At 69.0% G+C, this 17,805-nt stretch carries 15 protein-coding genes; 11 read left to right on the forward strand and 4 right to left on the reverse strand.

What is annotated here, in order from left to right; translation table 11 throughout:
• The first annotated feature begins 38 nt into the window (after positions 1-38).
• From AVME950_RS19365 to AVME950_RS19395, 7 genes are all read left to right on the forward strand, one after another.
• Positions 39-608, forward strand: coding sequence for an aminodeoxychorismate/anthranilate synthase component II (locus tag AVME950_RS19365; RefSeq protein WP_284394222.1), 570 nt, complete (start codon positions 39-41; stop codon positions 606-608).
• Positions 605-1,270, forward strand: coding sequence for a LysE family translocator (locus AVME950_RS19370; RefSeq protein ID WP_284431047.1), 666 nt, complete (start codon positions 605-607; stop codon positions 1,268-1,270). Before AVME950_RS19365 ends, AVME950_RS19370 begins: the two co-directional genes overlap by 4 nt.
• A 20-nt stretch (positions 1,271-1,290) precedes the next feature.
• Positions 1,291-2,325, forward strand: coding sequence for an anthranilate phosphoribosyltransferase (gene trpD / locus AVME950_RS19375; protein WP_284431048.1), 1,035 nt, complete (start codon positions 1,291-1,293; stop codon positions 2,323-2,325).
• Between the two features lie 87 nt (positions 2,326-2,412).
• Positions 2,413-3,213, forward strand: coding sequence for an indole-3-glycerol phosphate synthase TrpC (gene trpC / locus AVME950_RS19380; protein WP_284394208.1), 801 nt, complete (start codon positions 2,413-2,415; stop codon positions 3,211-3,213).
• A 74-nt stretch (positions 3,214-3,287) separates the two neighbouring features.
• Positions 3,288-4,007: a uracil-DNA glycosylase gene (locus AVME950_RS19385; RefSeq protein WP_284431049.1), complete on the forward strand. Its 720-nt coding sequence runs from the start codon at positions 3,288-3,290 to the stop codon at positions 4,005-4,007.
• A 398-nt stretch (positions 4,008-4,405) separates the two neighbouring features.
• Positions 4,406-6,310, forward strand: a complete 1,905-nt coding sequence (locus AVME950_RS19390) for a T3SS effector XopP-like protein (RefSeq protein ID WP_284431050.1) — start codon at positions 4,406-4,408, stop codon at positions 6,308-6,310.
• A 39-nt stretch (positions 6,311-6,349) separates the two neighbouring features.
• Positions 6,350-8,530 carry a T3SS effector XopP-like protein gene (locus tag AVME950_RS19395; protein ID WP_284431051.1) on the forward strand — a complete coding sequence of 727 codons (2,181 nt, stop codon included), beginning with the start codon at positions 6,350-6,352 and terminating at the stop codon, positions 8,528-8,530.
• A 25-nt stretch (positions 8,531-8,555) separates the two neighbouring features.
• On the opposite strand, the gene AVME950_RS19400 is transcribed toward AVME950_RS19395, so the two are convergent.
• Positions 8,556-9,464, reverse strand: a complete 909-nt coding sequence (locus tag AVME950_RS19400; protein ID WP_284394199.1) for a LysR family transcriptional regulator — start codon at positions 9,462-9,464, stop codon at positions 8,556-8,558.
• Between the two features lie 229 nt (positions 9,465-9,693).
• Here AVME950_RS19400 and AVME950_RS19405 point away from each other — a divergent pair, with 229 nt between their 5' ends.
• On the forward strand, positions 9,694-10,623 hold the full coding sequence (locus AVME950_RS19405) for a Bug family tripartite tricarboxylate transporter substrate binding protein (protein WP_284407013.1): 930 nt from the start codon (positions 9,694-9,696) through the stop codon (positions 10,621-10,623).
• Between the two features lie 40 nt (positions 10,624-10,663).
• Complete coding sequence (locus AVME950_RS19410) at positions 10,664-12,283, forward strand: gamma-glutamyltransferase family protein (protein WP_284431053.1); 1,620 nt, start codon at positions 10,664-10,666, stop codon at positions 12,281-12,283.
• Between the two features lie 43 nt (positions 12,284-12,326).
• On the opposite strand, the gene AVME950_RS19415 is transcribed toward AVME950_RS19410, so the two are convergent.
• Complete coding sequence (locus AVME950_RS19415) at positions 12,327-13,298, reverse strand: LysR family transcriptional regulator (RefSeq protein WP_272565574.1); 972 nt, start codon at positions 13,296-13,298, stop codon at positions 12,327-12,329.
• Between the two features lie 141 nt (positions 13,299-13,439).
• On the opposite strand from AVME950_RS19415, the gene AVME950_RS19420 reads away from it, so the two are divergent.
• Both AVME950_RS19420 and AVME950_RS19425 read left to right on the forward strand, forming a co-directional pair.
• Complete coding sequence (locus AVME950_RS19420) at positions 13,440-14,645, forward strand: pyridoxal phosphate-dependent aminotransferase (protein ID WP_284431054.1); 1,206 nt, start codon at positions 13,440-13,442, stop codon at positions 14,643-14,645.
• 67 nt (positions 14,646-14,712) lie between these two features.
• A complete protein-coding gene (locus AVME950_RS19425) occupies positions 14,713-15,705 on the forward strand; it encodes a Bug family tripartite tricarboxylate transporter substrate binding protein (RefSeq protein WP_284431055.1) in 993 nt (330 codons plus the stop codon).
• Between the two features lie 60 nt (positions 15,706-15,765).
• On the opposite strand, the gene AVME950_RS19430 is transcribed toward AVME950_RS19425, so the two are convergent.
• Positions 15,766-16,644, reverse strand: coding sequence for a DMT family transporter (locus AVME950_RS19430; protein WP_502869428.1), 879 nt, complete (start codon positions 16,642-16,644; stop codon positions 15,766-15,768).
• A gap of 54 nt (positions 16,645-16,698) precedes the next feature.
• Complete coding sequence (gene queA, locus AVME950_RS19435; RefSeq protein WP_284431057.1) at positions 16,699-17,796, reverse strand: tRNA preQ1(34) S-adenosylmethionine ribosyltransferase-isomerase QueA; 1,098 nt, start codon at positions 17,794-17,796, stop codon at positions 16,699-16,701.
• Positions 17,797-17,805 lie beyond the last annotated feature (9 nt).

Here is a 17,805-nt window from a genome sequence, read left to right on the forward strand (position 1 = left end):
CCGGGCCCGGCACCCCAAGCATTCAAGAGGTCAAAGCCATGCTGCTGATGGTCGACAACTACGACAGCTTCACCTACAACATCGTCCAGTACTTCGGAGAGCTGGGCGCCGAGGTCGAGGTGTACCGCAACGACGAGATCACGCTGGAGGGCATCGCCGCACGGGCGCCCGACCGGCTCGTCATCTCTCCCGGGCCGTGCTCGCCGGCCGAAGCCGGCATCTCGGTGGCCGCCATCCACCACTTCGCCGGCAAGCTGCCCATCCTGGGGGTGTGCCTGGGCCACCAGGCCATCGGGGCGGCATTCGGCGGCACCATCGTGCGGGCCCAGGAACTGATGCACGGCAAGACCAGCGTGATCACCACCACCCAGCAAGGCGTGTTCGCCGGCCTGCCCGAGCAGTTCACGGTGAACCGCTACCACTCGCTGTCCATCGAGCGGGCCACCTGCCCGGACGTGCTGGAGGTGACGGCCTGGACCGACGACGGCGAGATCATGGGCGTGCGCCACAAGACGCTGGACATCGAGGGCGTGCAGTTCCACCCGGAAAGCATCCTCACCGAGCATGGCCACGCCATGCTGCGCAACTTCCTGCAGGCGCGGCCATGATCGAAACGCACCAGCTGCTCCTGTTCATCGCGGCCGGATGGCTGCTCAACCTCACGCCCGGGCCGGACGTGCTCTACATCGTCACGAACGCGCTGAAATCCGGCGTGCGCGCCGGGCTCGTCGCGGGCTTCGGGATCACGGCCGGGTGCTTCGTGCACATCGTCGCGGCGGCCGTGGGCGTGGGGGCGTTGCTGGCCGCGTCGGCCGCGGCCTTCACGGCACTCAAATGGGTGGGGGCCGCCTACCTGCTGTGGATGGGCGTTCGCATGCTGTGGGCCAGGGCCCCTGCCGGCGCGGCCGATGGCGCCGATCTGGCCGCCGCGCGCGCCGCGTCCTCGGCGCCAGCTTCGCTGAAGAAGGTGTTCCTGGGCGGGTTCTGGACCAACGTGCTCAACCCCAAGGTGGCCATCTTCTTTCTGGCCTTCGTGCCCCAGTTCATCGCACCGGGCACCGAGAACAAGGCCTGGGCCTTCGTGCTGCTGGGCGTGCTGTTCAACATCAACGCCATTCCGGTCAACGCCGGCTGGGCGCTGGCGGCGGCGTGGATGGCCCGCCGCCAGGGTGCGATCCAGCGAGGCATGCATTGGCTGGACCGCGTGGCCGGCGCGATGTTCATCGGTTTCGGCATCCGGCTTGCGCTCTCCGAGCGTCCCGGCGCCTGAGTTTCATTCGAGGAAACGGAATGTCCATTACCCCCCAGGAAGCGCTGCAGCGCACCATCGAGCACCGCGAAATCTTCCACGACGAGATGCTGCACCTGATGCGCCTCATCATGCGCGGCGAACTGTCGCCCGTGATGACGGCGGCCATCGTGACCGGCCTGCGCGTCAAGAAGGAAACCATCGGCGAGATCGCTGCCGCCGCGCAGGTCATGCGCGAGTTCTCCAACAAGGTCCACGTGCCGGACACCACGCACATGGTGGACATCGTGGGCACGGGCGGCGATGGCGCCAACACCTTCAACATCTCCACCTGCGCGATGTTCCTGGCCGCCGCTGCCGGCGCCAAGACCGCCAAGCACGGCGGGCGCGGCGTCTCCAGCAAGAGCGGCAGCGCCGACGTGATGGAGTCGCTGGGCGTGCACATCAACCTGCCGCCCGAGGCCATCGCGCGCTGCATCGCCGAGGTCGGCATCGGCTTCATGTTCGCGCCCAACCACCACCCCGCCATGAAGAACGTGGCGCCGGTGCGCAAGGAAATGGGCGTGCGCACCCTGTTCAACATCCTCGGACCGCTCACCAACCCGGCGGGCGCGCCCAACATCCTCATGGGGGTGTTCCACCCCGACCTGGTGGGCATCCAGGTGCGCGCGCTGCAGCGGCTGGGCGCCGAGCACGCCGTGGTGGTCTATGGCCGCGACGGCATGGACGAGGTCAGCCTGGGCGCGGCCACGCTGGTGGGCGAGCTGAAAAAGGGCGAGATCACCGAATACGAAATCCACCCCGAAGACTTCGGCCTGGCCATGGCCAGCAACCGGACCCTGAAGGTGGACACCCCCGAGCAGTCGCGCGAGGTGCTGCTGGGCGTGCTGCGCGGCCAGCCCGGCCCGGCCCAGGACATCGTCTGCCTGAATGCCGGCGCGGCGCTGTATGCCGCCAATGTGGCCGACTCGATCGCGGACGGCATCGTCCGCGCCCGCGCCGCCATTGCCAGCGGAGCCGCCCTCGCCAAGCTGGAGCAACTCGTCGCGCGCACCCATGCGCTGGCGGCGGACTGAGGGGGGCCCTATTGCGGAGGGTCGGGTGCCCGCCGCGGTCGTCCATCGATACAAAAGAGGCTCTAGGAGCCGGAGAAGGTTTTCGACATGAGTGACATCCTGAACAAGATCATTGCCGTCAAGCGCGAGGAAATCGCGGCAGCGCAAAAGAAAGCGCCCCTGGCCGCCATTCGCGCGGATGCGGAAAGCCGCGTGCTCACGCGCGACTTCGAAGGGGCGCTGCGCGCAAAAATAGCCAAGGGCCAGGCGGCGGTGATCGCCGAGGTCAAGAAGGCCAGCCCGTCCAAGGGCGTGCTGCGCGCGGATTTCATTCCCGCCGACATCGCCCAGAGCTATGCCGAGGGAGACGGCAAGGTGAGCGCGGCGTGCCTGTCGGTGCTGACCGACCGGCAATTCTTCCAGGGCCAGCCCGACTACCTGAAGCAGGCGCGCGCCAGCTGCCAGCTGCCGGTGCTGCGCAAGGATTTCATGGTGGACGCCTACCAGATCTATGAATCGCGGGCCATGGGCGCCGATGCCATCCTGCTGATCGCGGCCTGCCTGGACGATGCGCAGATGGCCGATTTTGAGGCCATCGCCCGCAGCCTGGACATGGCGGTGCTGGTGGAGGTGCACGATGGCGCCGAGCTGGACCGGGCGCTGCGCCTGAAAACGCCGCTGGTGGGCATCAACAACCGCAACCTGCGCACGTTCGATGTGTCGCTCTCGACCACCCTGGCACTGCAAAAGAACGTGCCGGCCGACCGCCTGCTGGTGACCGAGTCGGGCATTCTCTCGCCCGCCGACGTGCGGCAGATGCGCGATGCGGGCGTGAACGCCTTCCTGGTCGGCGAGGCCTTCATGCGGGCGCCGGAACCCGGCGAGGCCCTGGCCAAGCTGTTCGCCTGACACCGGTTTGCTGGATGCTATTAAATTAATAGCTATATGCCCTAGATCTTATTGTGCTGGAGGCTGTTTTGAGCATGAATGATTCCGTGGCGCCCTCCACCCAGCTGCACAGCGCCGATCCTGCCGACTGGCCCGTGGCGGCCGGATGGCAGCCCCTGATGGATGCCTTTTTCGCCGGTGCGCGGGGGCAGGCGCTGCTGGCGTTTCTGAAGGCACGGCTGGTGGATGGCGCCGCCATCTTCCCGCCCCGGCCGCTGCGCGCGCTGGAGCTGACCCCGCCCGATCAGGTGCGCGTGGTCATCCTGGGGCAGGACCCGTACCACGGCCGCGGGCAGGCCGAGGGCCTCGCGTTTTCGGTGGCGCCCGGCGTGCAGCTGCCGCCTTCGCTGCGCAACATCTTCAAGGAGATGCAGCGCGACCTGGGCACCCCCTTTCCCGCCTGGCCCGAGCCGGGCGGCAGCCTCGCCAAATGGGCCAAAAATGGCGTGCTGCTGCTCAACACCTGCCTCACGGTGGAAGAGGGCCAGGCCGCCAGCCATTCCGGCAAGGGCTGGGAGGAGCTCACCGACGCAGTGATCCGCCATGTGGCCGAGGGCGATCGGCCGGTGGTGTTCATGCTGTGGGGCTCGCACGCCCAATCCAAGCGCGTTTGGATTCCGGGCGACCGGGGCCATCTGGTGCTCGCCGCCAACCACCCTTCGCCGCTGTCCGCGCTGCGCCCGCCGGTGCCGTTCATCGGGTGCGGGCACTTCGGCAAGGCGCGGGAGTTTCGCCAGCAGCACGCCGAGAAGTAGCCACGGCGTGAGGGCTGGGCGGGCCCCCACGCTTTGCAAAGGGGGCTTCGCCAGCCCCTGAGCTGCTTCGGGTTTTGAGAGTCTTTCCGCAGTACCACAGCCATCCTTCAGGCTGTAGATTGACTTCGTCAAGGTTTTCCATGCCCTCAGGAAATGTGAACCGTCGCGGCCATGCCGCAAGGGCACCGTCGGGTCCTGCCACCACGCCACCTTCGCAAGGCGCGTCTCCCTCGGCCAGTACATCGGCAGGGCGGCAGCGCGGCTCCTCGGTCCACCAAGGCGGGCCTTCGGATACTTTGCGCTCGCGCAGCGGTGCGGAGGCCAGTGGCTCTGCCAACGCCGCGGCACAGCGTCCCCGAACCAGCGCCCTCCCGCAGCGCGGTGTCTTGGAAACAGCGTTGGCGCGCCCTTCGCCTGCAGCCCTGGCGGCGGGCAGAACCATCGACGAGGCGGTTCCCTTCCTCCAGCAATATCACACGGCCTCGGACAGGATGTCGATGGCGACCCATGCTCCGGCCATGCGCTTCACATCGTCCCGTGCTTTCCCGAGAGCCCAGGCTGCCATGGAGGCGCTGGGCAAGCTGACGATGGGCCAGGCGCAAAAGCTCGGCCCACTCTTTCCGGTCTTTATTGAGCAGCAGCGGACGATGGCTGCTTATCGCCTGGTCATGACGACGCCCAAAGTTGACGTCAAGCCGCTGCGGGATAAGCTTCTTTCTTATCCTGACATGGCGACCGCCCGGGCATTGTGGACCCGCTATATCGAGCAAACGGATACGCAACTCAAAGAGCTGGAGCCTTGTGCCGTCGCGTTGGCAGAAACCCTGAAGTCGCTAGGGAAGCGGGAAACGTTCGAATCGACGGCCGGTGCCGAAACAACGCTCAAGGCTGCAGTCATGGGCACGGCCGAGAGCCGGCTCATCGCCATCAATTCGCACGTGGATCGAGTGATGCTGAGCATCATGATGCTGACGCTGGCCGACGAGACTGAAAGCGTGACCGGCCAGACCCGGGAAATGCAGAAAGGACTCGTCGGCGATGTCGTGCGCATGCGTGGCGTCGTGGATCTGCTGCAGGACGCGCGCGTCGGGCCCCTGCCTGGCAAGGAGGCATGGCTTCAAAACTACGTGAAGGTGCTGGAACACCACGCGCACGATCACCTCACGGCCGCGACCCGGGATCTGCCGCCGGACCAGGACCTGGCCGCATCACCGGTCGGCAGGGCGGCGCTGGAAATGGCGGCGAGCATCCGGCTCCTGACCACCGAGATCGGCGAGGTGCTCAACGCGTACAAGCTTTCGCCACAGATCGCAGAGCGCGTCCATGAGTTCACTACGGAGGGGCAGGCAACGACCGCGCGTGAGGCTCCGCTCGAGTCGGAAGAGCCCGCCGCCGCAGCGCAGGAAGCCGCGGCCTCCGATCAGGCGGCTCAGGCGCAGTCGTCCAGGCCCGGCCGCAAATCCCGCCGCCATGCGAAGGCCACGCACTCCGCATCGGGGGCATCGGCTGCCGCGGCTTCGAAGCCCGGCTTGTCGGTGCAGCAGCAGGTCTGCATCGAACTGGCGCAAGCACGCGTCAACCAATTCCGCAAGCCGCCAGCGGCGCCGTCCGGAGCGCGCTTCGACTTCTTCGCCCTGGCGGCGTCGATGAAGCAGGACACGAAGGACATCCGGGCTGCGCTCGACGCCGGCACCGATCCCGTTAATGCGGGCCAGATGATGCGCCGCGCGCTGGTGGAATGGTTCGGCCAGCCCGGCATCTGGGCCCAGCGCAGCCAACAGCTTGACGGTTTGACCGGCGTCGAACTGGAGCCGAAAACGGTCGAGTTGCAAAAAGAGGTGGCCCAGCGCGCTGTACAGGTGCAGACCTTGCACGACCAGGTCAGTGCGTTCGAGATCGATCTCGTGAAGCAATACGCGCTGCCGAGGGCAAACCATGTGTCCATGTTGCTGAACTCCGGCGCGGCCGTGCCGGACGGGGCGGTCCGCAAGCTGCCGTCCGACGGCGATCCGGATGGCGACCACGGCACGCTGTTCGAAGTGCGCCTTGCTGTGAAGCCACTGTCGAACGGGCAGCCAGCGGCACCTCTCTATGTGCACTTCCATACCAAGAACGTGGTGGGAACCGATGCCATCGCCAATATCTCCCCCGGCGAGCTTGCGGCAGTGCATGTCAAAACGGCCGAACAGCGCGCGCTGGGCCCCAAGTGGGAAGCCCTCAATGCCGCGTTGCTAGGACCAGTGCACCGTGGCGCTTTGACGGATCAGGTGCTGGTGGATCTGCAAAAGTCCATGAAGGCATGAGTTTGCAGCCCTTGCCCATCGTGTTCGAAGGGTAGGCCCGTGTCCGGCGAACGCGTGCAATCGGCAGGCACCTCTCGGAACGACCGCGGCCATCGCGCTGTGCAGGATCAGGCGGCAGTGCCCGCTGACGACCAGCATGCCAGCGTGTCGGCCAGCCCATCCAGCCACTTGACGGAGCGCCTTGTTCCCCGGTCCAGCGGCGCCGCGGCGAGCCATGGGGCGCCTGCGCCCCGTGCGCAGTTGCCCGCGCAGCGGGTACTGACGCCGGCGCAGCAACAGCAGATTGAGAAACACGAAAAAAAGCAGGTAGCCATGGCCGCTGCCCAGACGGTTGACGGTGCAATGGCTTATCTCCGTACTTTCGACCAGCTTTGGACGCGCGGGCTCGTCACGGTCGAGAAACAGCAGCGCACGTTGTGGATGGCCTTTCAGTCGGCAGATCGCGGCATTGCGGCCTTCAAGGAGATGACCGAACTTCACCGGGCCGGTGAGGACGGACGAACATCGTTCGTGGCCCTCTACAACAAGCGCGCAGCGCTGGCCGCCACCTTGGTGGGCTACCTTCCCCCATTGCCTGCCGAAGCAGGCTACTCGCTTTCACAACGCATGCTCCAGGCGCGCTCGGAGCCAGTGGACCTGCCAGCGCTGGACCGCGACCTGCATGCCTACCTCGGTCAGGTTGATCTCGCCGTCGAGGCGATCGAACCTTATCTCCGTGCGACTTCCGAGGCGATCGAAAACCTGAGTGCGCCCGCCCATCTCAAGGCCTATCCGACGATGACCGAGAACTTGAAGGAGGCCATCCTCACGCTCACGAATCTGCGGCTGAGAGCGTTCGATCTGCACAAGGAGCAGATCTGGACATTGTGCAATCGCATGGTGGTTGCAGAAGGCTTGAATGGCACGGAGATTCTGCGAGAGACCGTCGCGCTGCTGACCTGTGCGGCAAACCTGTCGGACGCCCCTGCGATCGACCTGCTGCAGGATGCCCGCATCCCCCGGCAGCAACCGATGGTGGGCCGCATGGAAAACGGCGCTTTGCTTTTGCGTGAGCACGCCGAGACATTCATCGTGCTCGCGAGCCGCCACTTCGACACCGAAACCGGTGCTTCGCAGTCCGGCGCTCTCGACTTCGCCAAGCGGCTGGTAGCCGCCGTCGGCGCGCTGGCCCAGCAGTGCGATGCGGTGCTGAACGCCCACAAAGTCTCCTACACCGTTGGCAAGCTGTTGGAAGGCAACACATTCCTGGGACATCCGACGCGACGCGAAACCGCAGCGTTGCCGGACGACGATGCGCAGAGCGATTTGGTGTTGGAAGAAACCGCTGCGTCCGGTTCCGCTTGCGCAACACGGCCCACGCGATCCGGTATGGGCAAGGCACGCAAAGCCTTCGCGCGCAACAAGGCGGATCAGGAGACCGCCCCTGCGCTGTCCCTGCGACAGACGGTCGTGCTGGAGCTGGCCCAGGAGCGTCTGAAAACGTTCCCTGCGCCAAAGCTCGGCGGCCTGCGCGGGCCTGGCGACTTGTTGGCGCTGGCCGAATCGATGCACAAGGACGCTTCTGCAATCAGCGCAGCGATGGACCCGCGCACCGAACCGCTGAGCGCCGTGCGGCAGATGCGGCAAACGCTCGATGGATGGTTCGGCGTACGGGGGCAGTGGCAGGCCCGGCGCGAGCAGCTGGCGGCGGCGGGCGTGGCGGGGATGCCATCGGTCTCGGACGCGCTCCAGGCGCTGAATGAGCGCATCGCGGCGATCGAGGGACTGCACCGTTCCGTCGATGCCATCGGGGCCGATCTGATCAAGACCTTTCCGTACCCGGACCTGAAGCATGTGTCGCACCTGCTGAACATGGCGACTGACGCCGAGTCGCAAGGGTCGGCCCCGCGGATCGGCGCTCCCCGCAAGCTGCCATCGCACGGCGACCCCGACCACCGCCACGGCACCCTGTTCGAGGTGAAGATCGATACGGGAAAGCTGGCGGATGGCCGGCCCGCGCCCGCGCTCTACGTGCATTTGCATGCCAAGGCGCCGATCACGGCCGAGGCGTGCCGCACCGTGCCTTTCGAAGCCCTTGACGCGTTTCATGTGAAAACTGCCGATCAGCGGGGCAAGGGTCCGACCTGGGAGTTGCTCAACGACGCCCTGCACAGCGTGCACCGGGGCGTGCTCGACGCCGAGGTGCTGAAAGCGCTGCAGCACCGCATGGCAGGCCCCTGATCCTGCAGGCCTGCCCTGCCGCCTGTCACAGCCCCGGCAACTCTTGCTTCAGCCGCTCCAGAAAGGCCTGTGCAGCCACGGGCAACGCGCGGCCGGCGAGGGTCTGCACTTCGATGTCGCGCAGGTCCATGCCCGGGTCGCCGAGGGGCCGGGCCACGATGGCGCCTGCGGCCACGGCATGGCGCGTGGCGATTTCGCTCGATACCGATACGCCGCCGCCATGCGCCACGAACTCCAGCACCGTGCGGGCGTGGTTGCTGACCAGCACGGGCTCCAGCTGCAGGCCCTGGCGGCTGCAGGCCATGTCGATCATCTGGCGCACGATGGTTTCCTGCGGCGGCAGCACGAGCGGGAACCGGGCCATCTGCGCCAGGCTGACGCGGCTGGCGCCAGCCAGCGGATGCCCGGGCGGCAGCATGGCCAGCACGGGCGCGCTCTGGCGGTGGGCCACCTGGATGCCGGGCTGCGGCGCGCGGCTGAAGCACAGGCCGATGTCGGCCACACCCGTGCGCACGGCCTCCGGCACCTGCGCGGTGGGCAGCGCCGTCACCGTGAAGCGGATGCCCGCATGCTCGCGCTGGAACGCCACGCACAGCCGGGGCACCAGTTCGTTGGCGAACACATCCGAGGTGGCCAGGCGCACCTGGCCCGCACGCAGCCCGAGCAGCGCGCCGATCTCGCCCAGCGCGCGCTCCGCGTCCAGCCCGGTGCGCCGCGCATGCGTGGCGAGGATCTCGCCGGCCGCCGTCAGCACCATGCCGCGCGGGTGCCGCTCGAACAGCGGCGTGCCCAGCTGCGCCTCCAGCCCCGCGATCTGGCGGCTCAGGGCCGATGCGGCCACGTGCAGCCGGGCGGAGGCTTCGGTCAGCGATCCGCATTGCGCCACTTCGAGGAAGTAGCGCAGGGCGGTGTCTTGCAGCAGGTGGGCTCGCATGGTGGAGAAAGGCGCAAACGGCTTTGAAGGGGCTTGGAAGGGGTTTGCTCGGGAATGTGCAAAGTATCGAGTGCTTTGCCGTTGCGGCAAAGGTCTTTGCCGAATTGCTGTTGGTCAGCAGGCGCACCGATTCCTAAGATGGCCCCTTTTGCCGCGTGCCCGATCGGAGTGCTCCATGCGATTCGTGAATTTCACCCGTTGCCTGTTCGTTGCGTTGTCGCTCGCCGCGATGGCCGGCGGGGTCTCTGCGCAGGCCTGGCCCAGCCACCCCGTGCGCGTGATCGTGCCGTTTCCGGCCAGCGGGGCCACCGATCTGGTGGCGCGCGTGGTCACGCAGCGCGTGTCGCAGGACCTGGGCCAGCAGATGGTGGTGGACAACCGGCCCGGCGCGGGCGGCACCATCGGCGCGGCCGAGGCCGCCAAGGCGCCGGCCGACGGCTACACGCTGCTGCTCACCACCAGCAGCACGCACGCGATCTCGCCCCACCTCATGCCGCGCCTGGCCTATGACCCGCGCAAGGACTTCACGCCCGTGGCCCACGTGGCGGACGCCGCCAGCGTGCTGCTGGTCACGCCCTCGCTGCCCGTCAAATCGGTGGCGGACCTGATCGCCTACGCCAAGGCGCACCCCGGCCAGCTCAACTACGCCAGCAGCGGCAACGGCACCATCGTGCACCTCAACGCCGCGGCCTTCAGCGCGCAGGCCGGCATCGAGATGACGCACGTGCCCTACAAGGGCACGGCCCAGTCGATCGCCGACCTGGCGACGGGCCAGGTGCATGTGCTGTTCGACTCGATTCCCACCGGCATGCCCCACGTGAAGAGCGGCCGCCTGCGGGCCCTGGCCGTGACCAGCCAGCAGCGCAGCGCGCTCGCGCCCGAGCTGCCCACGCTGGCGGAGTCCGGCCTGCCCGGCTATTCGTCGGTGACCTGGTTCGGCGTGTACGCACCGGCCGGTGCGCCGCCTGCGCTGGTGGAGCGCATCCACCAGGCCTTCGCCAAGGCCATGCAGGCCCCGGACGTCATCGCCAGCCTGGCCAAGCTGGGCGTGGAGCCGGCCCGGCCCAGCACGGCCGCGCAGTTCGCCGCCATGGTGCAGGCCGACAGCGCACGCTGGGCCGCCGTGATCCGCGAGCGCAAGATCACCCTGGAACAATGAGTCCGCCCCGAGCGCCTTTCCCAACCCAAGGAGACAAGACATGACCCAAACGCCCCCACCGAACGCCACCGCCCTCGACTGGGGCCAGCCCTACGCCTCGCACCGCAGCCCCGTCATGGGCCGCAACATCGTTTCCGCCTCGCAGCCCCTGGCCGCCCAGGCCGGGCTGCGCATGCTGATGGCCGGTGGCAACGCGGTGGACGCGGCCATTGCCACGGCCATGGCGCTGACGGTGGTGGAGCCCACGGGCTGCGGCATCGGCAGCGATGGCTTCGCCATCGTGTGGGATGGCCAGGAACTGCACGGCCTCAATGCCTCGGGCCGCTCGCCGGCGGCCTGGACGCCCGAATACTTCGCCCAGCGCGGCGGCATTCCCGAGTCCGGCTGGAACGCCGTGACCGTGCCCGGCGCGGTCTCGGCCTGGGTTGCGCTGTCGAAGCGGCTGGGCAAGCTGCCGTTCGCGCAACTGGCGCAGCCCGCCATCGAATACGCGCGCGGCGGTTTTCCGGTCTCGCCCATCATCGCCACGCAGTGGGCGCTGGGGGCGGACCGGCTGGGTGCCCAGCCGGGTTTCGCGGAGTGCTTCATGCCCGGCGGGCGGGCGCCGCGCGCGGGCGAGATCTTCCGCAGCGAAGCGCATGCCCGCACGCTGGAGCTGATCGCCGACACCGGTGGCGAGGCCTTCTACCGCGGCACGCTGGCCCGCCAGATGGCCGCCCACGCGCAGGCGAATGGCGGCGCGATGACCGAGGACGACCTCGCCGCGCACCAGGCCGACTGGGTGGGCACGGTGAGCCAGCCGTTCGGCGATGCGGTCGTGCATGAAATCCCGCCCAACGGCCAGGGCATCGCCGCGCTGATCGCGCTGGGGCTGCTCGACGCCGTGGGCATCGGCACGCGCCCCGTGGACGACGTGGAGACGGTGCATGCCAGCATCGAGGCCATGAAGCTCGCGCTGGCCGACCTGTACGAGCACAACGCCGACATTGACGCGATGCGCGTGGCGCCGCACGACCTGCTGGACCCGGCTTACCTGCGCGAGCGTGCCCTGCACATCGATCCGGCGCGCGCGGGCGATCCCGGCCATGGCGCGCCGCGCCGCGGCGGCACGGTGTACCTGGCGGCCGCCGATGCGTCGGGAATGATGGTGTCGTTCATCCAGTCCAACTACATGGGCTTCGGCTCGGGTGTGGTGGTGCCGGGCACCGGCATCAGCCTGCAGAACCGGGGCCACGGCTTCAGCCTGGTGCCGGGCCATGCCAACGAGGTGGGCCCGCGCAAGCGCCCCTCGCACACCATCATTCCGGCGTTCGCCATGCATGCCGACGGCACGCCGCGCATGGCCTTCGGCGTCATGGGCGGCCCCATGCAGTCGCAGGGCCACGTGCAGATGGCGCTGCGCGTGCTGCGCTACGGCCAGAACCCGCAGGCCGCCGCCGATGCGCCGCGCTGGCGGGTCACCGGCGGCCGGGGCGTGGCCGTGGAGCCGGGCTTCGATTCTGCCGTGCTGGCCGAACTGCGCGCGCGCGGCCATGAGGTCACCGTGGAGTCTGGCCACGGCGTGTTCGCCTTCGGCGGCGCCCAGCTCGTGCTGCGCGAAGGTGGCATCTACATCGCGGGCTCGGACCCGCGCAAGGACGGGCACGCCGCCGCGTTCTGATCGGCGCGTCGGGCACCCGCCATCGCCCGATGCCGCCTGCCGCTCAGGCCTTGGGGGGCCGGCGGCGGCCGGGCGGTGAGGGCTTGGCGGGCCTGGCCGGCGGGTTCAGGGAGGCCTGGTTGGCTTTCAACGAAAAGTCGCACACCTGGGCCGCCAGATCGACCATGCGCCGGATCGGCAGGCTGAAGCTGTCGGCCCGGTAGACCGCGCTGTAGACCATGGGCGGCGGCATGGGATCGCTTTTGACGATGCGCAGCAGCCCCTGCCGGATGTCCTCGCGCACATAGTCCAGGGCCAGCTGGCTGATGCCGAAGCCGCTGATGGTCAGCTCGCGCAGCACCGTCGTGCTGTTGGTGGCGAAAACCTGGTTGAAGCGAAAGCCGTGCTCTGCGCGCCAGGCGGCGTAGAAGCGGTTCTTGGAGGCGCCGGTGGACTGCTCCAGCATCGGGTAGGCCTCGAACTCATGCGGCAGCAGCGGCCGCTTCGGGATCTTCAGGCGCGGGCTGGCCACCCACAAATCCTCGACCTGCCCGACCTTCACGGTTTCGTACTCCGCGCCCCAGAACGTGCCCGGCATGATGGCCAGGTCGATGCGGTTGGCCTCCAGTCCCTCGAACAGTTTCAGCCCCGCATCCACCACCGGCTCCAGCATCAGCGCCGGGTGCTGCTCCTGCACGCGCTGGATGAACCGGGTGAGCCAGGTGAGCGCCGTCAGCTCGGTCACGCCCACCCGGAAGGTGCCGCGCAGCGGATGGTCGGCGCTCACCTCCTGCTCGATGCGAACCCGCAGGCGCTGCGATTCCTCCGCCAGCGGCACAAGCTGCCGTCCGGCATGCGTGAGTTCCAGGCCGCGCGGCGTGCGGTGCAGCAGCGGCGTGCCGCAGCTGGCCTCCAGCTCGGCCACGCGCTTGGAAATGGCGGACTGGGTGGTGTGCAGGCGCGCTGCCGCGGCACTGAAGCTGCGAAGCCGGGCGCTGAAGAAGAACGCTTCGAGTTGCCGGAAGGTGATGTTCATGCCGCGCCACTGTACGGCAGCCCCCCGGCAGGAAGAAATGGAATGGGCGCACCTGCCAATTACTCGTTTGTGCCGCTGCGGTGCGCGCCGGATACTGGCCCTCACCCCGGTCCGCCGGCCTTTGCGAACACCGCCCCTTCCATGCTCCACATCGCGCCCCGCCTTCACCGCATCCAGCCATCCCCCAGCTCCATGGCGGGCCAGCGCGCCCGCGCCCTGCGGGCGCAGGGGCGGGACATTCTTGGCCTGACGGCCGGCGAGCCCGACTTCGATACGCCCGATCACATCCGGGAGGCGGCCGTCCGCGCCATGGCCGCGGGCCAGACGCGCTACACCGACGTGGGCGGCACGCCGGCGCTGCGCGAGGCGATCGCGCACAAGTTCCGGGCCGAGAACGGGCTGGACTACGGCGTGAACGAGATCATCGTGGGCACGGGCGCCAAGCAGGTGATCTTCAACGCCCTGATGTGCACGGTGGCCGAGGGCGACGAGGTCATCGTGCCCGCACCCTATTGGGTGTCCTACCCCGACGTGGTGCGGCTGGCGGGCGGCGTGCCCGTGTTCGTGGAGGGGCCCGAGGCGCTCGGCTTCAAGCTGCAGCCGGCCGACCTGGAGCGGGCCATCACGCCCAGGACGCGCTGGCTGGTCCTCAACTCGCCCAACAACCCGAGCGGTGCCACGTACTGCGCCGCCGAACTGGCCGCGCTGGCCGACGTGCTGGAACGGCACCCGCATGTCTGGGTGCTGACGGACGACATCTACGAGCACCTCATCTACGACGGCGCCGCCTTCGCCACCATCGCCCAGGTGGCCCCCGCGCTGAAAGCCCGCACCCTCACCGTCAACGGCGTGTCCAAGGCCTATGCCATGACCGGCTGGCGCATCGGGTACGGGGCCGGGCCGGCGCAACTCATCCAGGCCATGGTCAAGCTGCAGTCCCAAAGCACCTCGGGCGCCAACGCCATCGCGCAGGCCGCAGCGGTGGCGGCGCTGACGGGCCCGCAGGATTTCGTGGCGCAGAGCCGGCGCATCTTCCAGGAGCGCCGCGATACCGTGCTGCAGGCGCTGAACGCCATCGATGGCCTGCACTGCCACCGGCCGCAGGGCGCCTTCTACCTGTTCGCCTCCTGCAGCGCGTTGTGGGGCCTGCGCACGCCCCAGGGCACGCCCATCCGCAGCAGCGACGACTGGATCCTGCACCTGCTGGAGTCCGAAAACCTCGCCGCGCTGCAGGGCAGCGCGTACGGGGTCGGCACGCATTTCCGCATCTCGTTCGCCGCCGGCACCGACGAGCTGCTGGAAGGATGCCGGCGCATCGCCCGCGCCCGTGCATCGCTGGTCGCCTGATGCCTCGGCCACTGCGTCTCCCGCTCCGCCCCGTCCCGTCCCACCACGCCCCGTTCCAAGGATCGCCATGAACCGCCTGTCGCTTCGCCCCTTCCTCGCCCTCGCCTCGGTACTCGGAGTGGCCGCCGCGCTGCAGGCCACGGCCGTGCGGGCCGCGGACCCGTTTCCCTCCAAGCCGGTGCGCATCGTCGTCGGCTTCTCGCCGGGTGGCTCCAACGACATCGTCGCGCGGCTGATCGCCCCCAAGCTGGCCGACGCCCTGGGCCAGCCGGTCGTGATCGACAACCGGCCGGGCGCTGGCGGCAACATCGCCGCCTCGGCGGTGCTGTCGGCCCCGCCCGACGGGACCACGCTGCTGATGTGCACCACGGGCACGCTGTCGATCCAGCCGCACCTGATCAAGTCGCTGCCCTTCAATCCCGAGACGGATCTGCTGCCCGTCACGCAGATCGCCAACGCGCCTTACCTGCTGCTGGTGAATGCCGCGCTGCCGGTCAAGACCGTGGGCGAACTGGTCCAGTACGCCCGGCAGAGGCCTGGCGAGCTCAATTTCGCGTCGTCCGGCAACGGCACGGGTGGCCACCTGGCCGGCGAAATGCTCAAGTCGCGCGCGGGCATCGACATCGTGCACATCGCCTACAAGGGCACCGGCAGCGCCATGGCCGACGTGCTGTCGGGCCAGGTGTCGATGATCTTCGACCAACCGGTCAGCTCGATGCCGAACGTGCGCTCGGGCAAGCTGCGGCTGCTGGCCGTGGCCAGCGCCCGGCGGCTGCCCGGCTTTCCCGATGTGCCGACCGTGTCGGAGACGGGTGTGCCGAATTTCGACCCGGTGACCTGGACGGGCCTGTGCGCCGCCAAGGGCACGCCACCCGCGGCCATCGCGCGCGTGCAGCAGGAAGTGGCCAAGGTGCTGGCCATGCCCGAGATCGCCCAGCGCCTGGTGCAGGACGGGCTGGAGCCCGTCGGCAGCACGCCACGGCAGTTCCGGGAATTCCTGGTGGCGGACAAGCAGAAATGGGGCCGCGTGATCCAGGACGCCGGCGTCAAGCTCGACTGAGCACCCGCGGCGTCACGCCTCGGCCCGACCTCCGTTCCGAAGTCACGGGGAAGGCAGGGGCTACCGCGTCTCGCGCACGGTGAGCCAGGCGCTGGCGGCCCCGCTGAGCACGATGGCCGCGATGCCCGCCAGCGACCAGGCGTCCGGCACATGGCGGAACAGCAGCCAGCCGGCGAGCATCGCGAAGCCGATCTGGCTGTAGAGGAACGGCGCGATCGTCACCGGCGTCGTGCGCGCATAGGCCTGGAGCAGCAGCATGTGCCCCACGGCGCTCGACAGGCCCATGGCGAACATGCCGGCCCACAGCCATGGGTCCGCGATGGCGGTCCAGGCGAACGGCACGCCCACCGACACCAGCGCCGCGGCCAGCCAGCCGGTGTAGAGCTGCGTGGTGGCGGGGCTCTCGTGCCCCGCCATCTTGCTGCTGATGACCTGGTAGCCCGTGCCGGTGGCCAGCAGGCACAGCGGCCAGAGCATGGCCCAGGTGAAGGCCTCGCCCCCCGGGCGGATGATGGCCAGCGTGCCCGCCAGCCCCAGGACCACCAGCGCCCAGCGCGGCGCGCTCACCCGCTGGTGCAGCCACAGCGCCGCCACCACCGTCACGCACAGCGGCGTGGCCGCCACGATGGCGGTGAACTCGGCCAGCGGCAGGTGCTGGATGCTGATGAAGCCGAAGAGGCTCGTGGCGGCGAACAGCACCGCGCGCAGCGCCTGGAACCGCGGCTGCGTGGTGCGCAGCACGGCCGCGCCTTCGCGCTGCAGCACGAACACCGTGGTCAGCAGCGCCTGGAACAGGTAGCGCAGCCACAGCGCCATGAAGAGCGGCACGGCGGCGCTGACCCATTTGGTGGTGGCGTCCAGCACCGCGAAGCATGCGCAGGCGCCCACGGTGAGGCCGATGCCCGCGACGGCCGCGCCGCGGCTGCGCAGGGCGTGCAGCGGCGGCGGGGACGGCGTCTCGGAGCGGTTCGTCACGGCGCGGGCGCCCCGCGTTCAGTGCGCCGGCTGCGGGCGCTGCAGCAGCATGGCGTCGCCGTAGCTGAAGAAGCGGTACCCCTGCGCGATGGCGTGGCGGTACAGGCCCATCACGTGCTCATAGCCCGCGAAGGCGCTCACCAGCATCATCAGCGTGCTCTTGGGCAGGTGGAAGTTGGTGACCAGCACGTCCACCACCTGGAAGCCGAAGCCGGGCGTGATGAAGATGCGCGTGTCGCCCGTGGCCTGGCCGCTCAGGGCCCACGATTCGAGCGTGCGCACGGTCGTCGTGCCCACCGCCACCACGCGGCCCCCGCGCTGGCGGCAGCGCTCCAGCGCGGCCAGCGTGGCCAGGGGCACCTCGTACCACTCGCTGTGCATCTGGTGCTCGGCCAGGTTCTCGGTCTTGACGGGCTGGAAGGTGCCGGCGCCCACGTGCAGCGTGACGCTGGCGCGCTCCACGCCGCGGGCCTCCAGGTCGGCCAGCACACCCGCATCGAAGTGCAGCGCCGCCGTGGGGGCTGCCACCGCGCCGGGGGCCCGGGCGAAGACGGTCTGGTAGCGCTGTGCGTCCTCGGCGGCATCGGGGTCGTCGCCGCCCTCCTGGTGCCGCTCGATGTAGGGCGGCAGCGGCAGGTGGCCATGCCGCTCCATCAGGTCGTAGGGCGTCTCGCCCGCGGGGCCCCGCAGCGCGAAGCGAAACAGCGGGCCGTCGTCCTCCGGCCAGCGCGACAGCAGCGTGGCGTCGAAGCCGCCACCGGCCAATCCGCCCGCCAGATGCACCACGGCGCCGGGCAGGGGCTTCTTGCTCACCTTCATGTGCGCCACCACCTCGTTGCCGGTCAGCACGCGCTCGATCAGCAGCTCCAGCTTGCCGCCGCTGGCCTTCTCGCCGAACACGCGGGCCTTGACCACGCGCGTGTCGTTGAACACCAGCAGGTCGCCCGCGCGCAGCAGCCCGGGCAGGTCGCGAAAGACCCGGTCGGCCGGCTCGGTGCTGCGGCCGTCGAGCAGGCGCGAGGCGCTGCGTTCGGGGGCGGGGTGTTGGGCAATGAGCTGCGGGGGCAGCGTGAAGTCGAAATCGCTGAGCGTGAAGGTGCGGGGGCTGGCAGGCATGGGGGCTTG

This window comes from Acidovorax sp. SUPP950, assembly GCF_030158935.1.
GTDB lineage: Bacteria > Pseudomonadota > Gammaproteobacteria > Burkholderiales > Burkholderiaceae_C > Paracidovorax.